Source organism: Streptomyces sp. NPDC058662, from assembly GCF_042716255.1.
In the GTDB taxonomy this organism is placed as follows: Bacteria; Actinomycetota; Actinomycetes; order Streptomycetales; family Streptomycetaceae; genus Streptomyces.
Map to the genome: position 1 here is coordinate 1 of NZ_JBHXRU010000060.1, position 5,253 is coordinate 5,253.

A 5,253-nucleotide genomic window follows, 5' to 3' on the forward strand; every position below is an offset into this window, starting at 1 on the left:
GCCGCGGCCCGCGGAGTGCACCCGAACGCCACATCCGCCGGGCGACCCGCACCTCCCCCGTGTCACGGTGGCACCACCTCTCCCTGCTGCCGCCGAGACGGAGCGAACGCGATGGCCGACCTGCAGGATGAACGTCCCGACACGGGCCACGTCCCCGTCGGCCCCGGCTCCCTCGGAGCCGAGGACACACCCGCCGCGCCCGTGGCCGGTGCCCTCGACCGGGCCGCCGCGCTCCTCGCCGTCCACCCCGTCGCGGACGGCTGCAACACGCTCGTCTGGACCCTGCGGCAGAGCCCGTACCACGACATCGACACCCCGGACACCGGAGTGGACACCGACATCCCGCGGCTGCGCGCCGGGGGAGTGGGCGCCCAGTTCTGGTCCCTGCTGCCGCCGTCGGCCGGGCCGCACGCGAGCGGCGCCGCCGACCAGGTGGTGTCCGACACCCTGGACCAGATCGATGTGGCGCTGGCCCTCGTGCGCCGCTACCCCGACGGCCTCTGCCTCGCGCTGAGCGCCGACGACCTGGTGGACGCCCGCAACCGGGGCCGGATCGCCTCGCTGCTCGGCCCCGTCTCCGGCCGTACCCTCACCGACTCCCTCAGCCCGCTCCGCGCCTTCCACACCCTCGGCGTACGGATCCTCGCGCCCGGCGGCGCGCAATGGGCGCGGGAGGGGCTGACCGCCTTCGGCCACGAGGTGGTCAAGGAAGCGAACCGCCTGGCGGTACTGCTGGACCTGGCCGGCTGCCCGCCGGTGGCCGCCTGCCGGATCGCCGGGGCCTCCAAGGCGCCGGCCGTCCTGTCGAACACGGCGGCGGCGGCACTGAACCCGCACCCCGACAATGTGACCGACGAGGTCCTGCTCGCGCTGCGCGCGGCGAACGGCCTGGCCATGGTCACCTTCGACACCGCGCGGACCGGGGACTCGCTGCACGCGGTGGCGGACCACCTCGACCACGTACGGGCGGTGGCCGGCCCGGAGTGCGTCGGCCTCGGCGCGGCCTTCGGCGCCGAACCGGGCGTCCCCCGCCCGACGGGCCTCACCGACCCCTCGGGCTACCCGCGGCTGCTCGCGGAGCTCCTGGACCGCGGCTGGCCGGAGTCCGACCTGGCCCTGCTCACCTGGGGCAACGCCCTGCGGGTGCTGCGTGACGTGGAGTTCACCGCCCGCGCCGCCCAGCACCGCCGCACCCCCTGACGCGGCCCCCGGGCCCCGGGCCCCGGCCCTCAGGCCTTGGGGCGGCCCATCGCGCGGTACGTCCAGCCCGCCGCGCGCCAGCGGACGGGGTCCAGCGCGTTGCGGCCGTCGAGGACGAGCCGGTCGGTGACGACGGAGGCGAGCTCCGCCGGGTCGAGCTCGCGGAACTCCCGCCACTCGGTGAGGTGCAGGACGACCTCCGCGCCCCGGGCCGCCTCGCGGGCGGAGTGGGCGTAACCGAGCGTCGGGAACACCCGGCGGGCGTTGTCCATGCCCTTGGGGTCGTAGACGGTCACCTGCCCGCCCTGGAGGTGGATCTGCCCCGCCACGTTCAGCGCAGGCGAGTCCCGCACGTCGTCCGAGTCCGGCTTGAAGGTCGCGCCCAGGACCGCGACCCGCTTGCCCAGGAAGGACCCGCCGACCGCCTCGCGCGCCAGCTCGACCATGTGGCCGCGGCGCCGCATGTTGATGGAGTCGACCTCGCGCAGGAAGGTCAGCGCCTGGTCGGCGCCGAGCTCGCCCGCCCGCGCCATGAACGCGCGGATGTCCTTCGGCAGGCAGCCGCCGCCGAAGCCGATCCCGGCCCGCAGGAACTTCGCGCCGATGCGCTCGTCGTAGCCGATGGCCTCCGCCAGCTTGACCACGTCGCCGCCGGCGGCCTCGCACACCTCCGCCATCGCGTTGATGAAGGAGATCTTCGTGGCGAGGAAGGAGTTCGCGGCCGTCTTCACCAGCTCGGCGGTCGGGAAGTCGGTGACGACCATCGGAGTCCCCTCCGACATCGGCGTCTCGTACACCTCCCGCAGCAGCTTCTCGCCGCGCTCCCCCTGGACCCCGATGACGACGCGGTCCGGGTGCAGGGTGTCCTGCACGGCGAAGCCCTCCCGCAGGAATTCCGGGTTCCAGGCGAGCTCGACGTCCGCGCCCGCCGGGGCCAGCTCCGTGAGCAGGGCCGCCAGCCGCTGCGCCGACCCGACGGGGACCGTCGACTTGCCGACGACCAGCACGGGCCGGGTCAGGTGCGGGGCCAGCGAGGCCATCGCGGCGTCCACGTAGGACATGTCGCACGCGTACTCGCCGTGCTTCTGCGGGGTGTTCACGCATACGAAGTGGACGTCGCCGAAGGCGCCGACCTCCTCCCAGGAGGTGGTGAACCGCAGTCGGCCGGTCGAGCCGGGCAGCCCGGCGACATGCGCGGCGAGCAGCTCCTCCAGCCCCGGCTCGTACATCGGCACCCGGCCCGCCGCGAGCATCTCGATCTTCTCCGGGACCACGTCCAGCCCCAGCACCTCGAACCCCAGTTCCGCCATCGCCGCGGCGTGGGTCGCACCGAGGTATCCGGTGCCGATCACTGTGATCCTGAGGGGGGCCATGGGTGCTCCAGAGGTGCGGGGCCGTTTGCGGCCACTGAGCATAGTCGGGCCCGTCCGGGGGGACGCTCCCCGGCAGCACCGACCGCCCGCCCCGCTGTCACGCAACTCACGTGGGCCGTCCATATCGCCATCGGCGGAGCGGACACTAAGCTTCGGTTACTTAACGGTAGTTAGCATCACGCATCACCTTGGGGAGTGAGAGATCTTGGCGGGTTCTGCCGACTTCGACCTGTACCGACCGGCTGAGGAGCACGACATGCTCCGCGAGTCCGTCCGATCGCTCGCCGAGGCGAAGATCCTGCCGTTCGCCGCGGCGGTCGACGAGGAGTCCCGCTTCCCCCAGGAGGCCCTCGACGCCCTGGTCGCCAGCGACCTGCACGCCGTCCACGTGCCCGAGACCTACGGCGGCGCGGGCGCCGACGCCCTCGCGACCGTGATCGTGATCGAGGAGGTGGCCCGCGTCTGCGCCTCCTCCTCCCTGATCCCGGCCGTGAACAAGCTCGGCTCGCTCCCGGTGATCCTCTCCGGTTCCGAGGAGCTCAAGGCCAAGTACCTCGGCCCGCTCGCCAAGGGCGACGCGATGTTCTCGTACGCGCTCTCCGAGCCCGACGCGGGCTCGGACGCCGCGGGCATGAAGACCCGCGCGGTGCGCGACGGCGACTTCTGGGTGCTCAACGGCGTCAAGCGCTGGATCACCAACGCGGGCGTCTCCGAGTACTACACGGTCATGGCCGTCACCGACCCGGAGAAGCGCTCCAAGGGCATCAGCGCCTTCGTCGTGGAGAAGGGCGACGAGGGCGTGTCCTTCGGCGCCCCCGAGAAGAAGCTCGGCATCAAGGGCTCCCCGACGCGCGAGGTCTACCTCGACAACGTCCGGATCCCCGCCGACCGCATGATCGGCGCCGAGGGCACCGGCTTCGCCACCGCCATGAAGACCCTGGACCACACCCGCATCACCATCGCGGCCCAGGCGCTCGGCATCGCGCAGGGCGCCCTGGACTACGCCAAGGGGTACGTCCAGGAGCGCAAGCAGTTCGGCAAGCCGATCGGCGACTTCCAGGGCGTGCAGTTCATGCTCGCGGACATGGCCATGAAGATCGAGGCCGCCCGCCAGCTGACGTACTCGGCGGCGGCCCGCTCGGAGCGCGTCTCCGCCGGCGGCGCGCACGAGGACCTCACCTTCTTCGGCGCCGCGGCCAAGTGCTTCGCCTCGGACGTGGCCATGGAGGTCACCACCGACGCCGTCCAGCTCCTCGGCGGCTACGGCTACACCCGTGACTACCCGGTGGAGCGCATGATGCGCGACGCGAAGATCACGCAGATCTACGAAGGCACGAACCAGGTGCAGCGGATCGTCATGGCACGTAACCTGCCGTAGACGAACCCCCAGGCCGGAGGCGGATGCGTACATCCGCCTCCGGCCTTTGCACGCCCACCGGATGGGCTAAATTTGGACCTTCGTACGCCGGATTCGGTTGGGGAGAACGCAATGACGGAAGCGATCCTGCTGGTCGGCGGACAGGGGACACGGCTGCGCCCGGTGACGGTCAACACCCCCAAGCCGATGGTGCCGACCGCGGGTGTGCCGTTCCTCGCCCACCAGATAGCCAGGGCCGCCGCCGCCGGCGTCACGCACGTGGTCATGGCCACCTGCTACCTCGCCGAGGTCTTCGAGCCCTACTTCGGCGACGGCTCCGACTTCGGCCTCAGCCTGGAGTACGTGGTCGAGGACGAGCCCCTGGGCACCGGCGGCGCCATCCGCAACGCGGCGCGGCGCCTGACCGGCGGGCCGGACTCGCCCGTCCTCGTCTTCAACGGCGACATCCTCACCGGCCTGGACATCGCCGGCCTGGTCGAGTCCCACCGGGCCGCGGACGCGGACGTCTCCCTGCACCTCGTACGCGTCGACGACCCGCGCGCCTTCGGACTGGTCCCCACCGACCCGGACGGGCGGGTCCTGGCCTTCACCGAGAAGCCGCAGACCCCCGAAGAGATCATCACCGACCAGATCAACGCCGGCTGCTACGTCTTCCGCCGCAGCGTGATCGACTCCATCCCGGCCGGCCGGCCGGTCTCCGTCGAGCGCGAGACCTTCCCGGGTCTGCTCGCCTCCGGGGCCAGGCTGCACGGCGTCACCGAGAACACGTACTGGATGGACCTCGGCAAGCCCGAGGCGATCATCCAGGCCTCCGCCGACCTGGTCCGCGGGGTCGTCCCCTCCCCGGCCGTCCCCGGCCCCCGGGGCGAGTCCCTGGTCCTGCCGGGCGCCCGCGTGGCGGCGGGCGCCAAGCTGTCCGGCGGCACCGTCGTCGGGGCGGGCGCCCGGATCGAGGACGGCGCGGACGTCCGCGGCTCCATCGTGCTGGACGGAGCGACCGTGGGCGCGGACACCCGGGTCAGCGCCAGCCTGATCGGCGCGGGCGCCCTGGTGGGGCCGCGCACGGTGCTGGACGGCACGGTGGTCGGCGACGGAGCCGTCGTGGGCGCCGACAACGAACTGCGCGCCGGGGCGCGGGTGTGGTGCGAGGCACGGCTGCCCGCCGCCGCGCTCCGCTTCTCCTCGGACGCCTGAGGGCCGGACGCGCCGCGGGGGGTAACCCGGCCCCCCCCACCCCAGCCCCCCCGCGCCCCCCCCCCCACGAACGCCCCGAAGATCCTAAACAAAGAGTATCATAAAAAA

4 protein-coding genes are annotated in these 5,253 nt (G+C 72.7%); 3 read left to right on the forward strand and 1 reads right to left on the reverse strand.

The window, feature by feature from the left end:
* Positions 1-111 precede the first annotated feature (111 nt).
* Complete coding sequence (locus ACFWUQ_RS20705; protein ID WP_384539901.1) at positions 112-1,200, forward strand: membrane dipeptidase; 1,089 nt, start codon at positions 112-114, stop codon at positions 1,198-1,200.
* Between the two features lie 29 nt (positions 1,201-1,229).
* On the opposite strand, the gene ACFWUQ_RS20710 is transcribed toward ACFWUQ_RS20705, so the two are convergent.
* Positions 1,230-2,573 carry a UDP-glucose dehydrogenase family protein gene (locus tag ACFWUQ_RS20710; protein ID WP_384539904.1) on the reverse strand — a complete coding sequence of 448 codons (1,344 nt, stop codon included), beginning with the start codon at positions 2,571-2,573 and terminating at the stop codon, positions 1,230-1,232.
* Positions 2,574-2,778: 205 nt separating this feature from the next.
* On the opposite strand from ACFWUQ_RS20710, the gene ACFWUQ_RS20715 reads away from it, so the two are divergent.
* Positions 2,779-3,951 (forward strand): acyl-CoA dehydrogenase family protein, encoded by a 1,173-nt coding sequence (locus tag ACFWUQ_RS20715; RefSeq protein WP_327414339.1) that lies wholly within the window; start codon positions 2,779-2,781, stop codon positions 3,949-3,951.
* Positions 3,952-4,062: 111 nt separating this feature from the next.
* Positions 4,063-5,145 carry a sugar phosphate nucleotidyltransferase gene (locus ACFWUQ_RS20720; protein WP_384539907.1) on the forward strand — a complete coding sequence of 361 codons (1,083 nt, stop codon included), beginning with the start codon at positions 4,063-4,065 and terminating at the stop codon, positions 5,143-5,145.
* Positions 5,146-5,253: the final 108 nt, after the last annotated feature.

Bases quoted from the DNA above. Each gene is read 5' to 3' on its own strand.
- ACFWUQ_RS20705 (WP_384539901.1), top strand. From the start codon at position 112: ATGGCCGACCTGCAGGATGAACGTCCCGACACGGGCCACGTCCCCGTC.
- ACFWUQ_RS20710 (WP_384539904.1), bottom strand. From the start codon at position 2,573: ATGGCCCCCCTCAGGATCACAGTGATCGGCACCGGATACCTCGGTGCG.
- ACFWUQ_RS20720 (WP_384539907.1), top strand. From the start codon at position 4,063: ATGACGGAAGCGATCCTGCTGGTCGGCGGACAGGGGACACGGCTGCGC.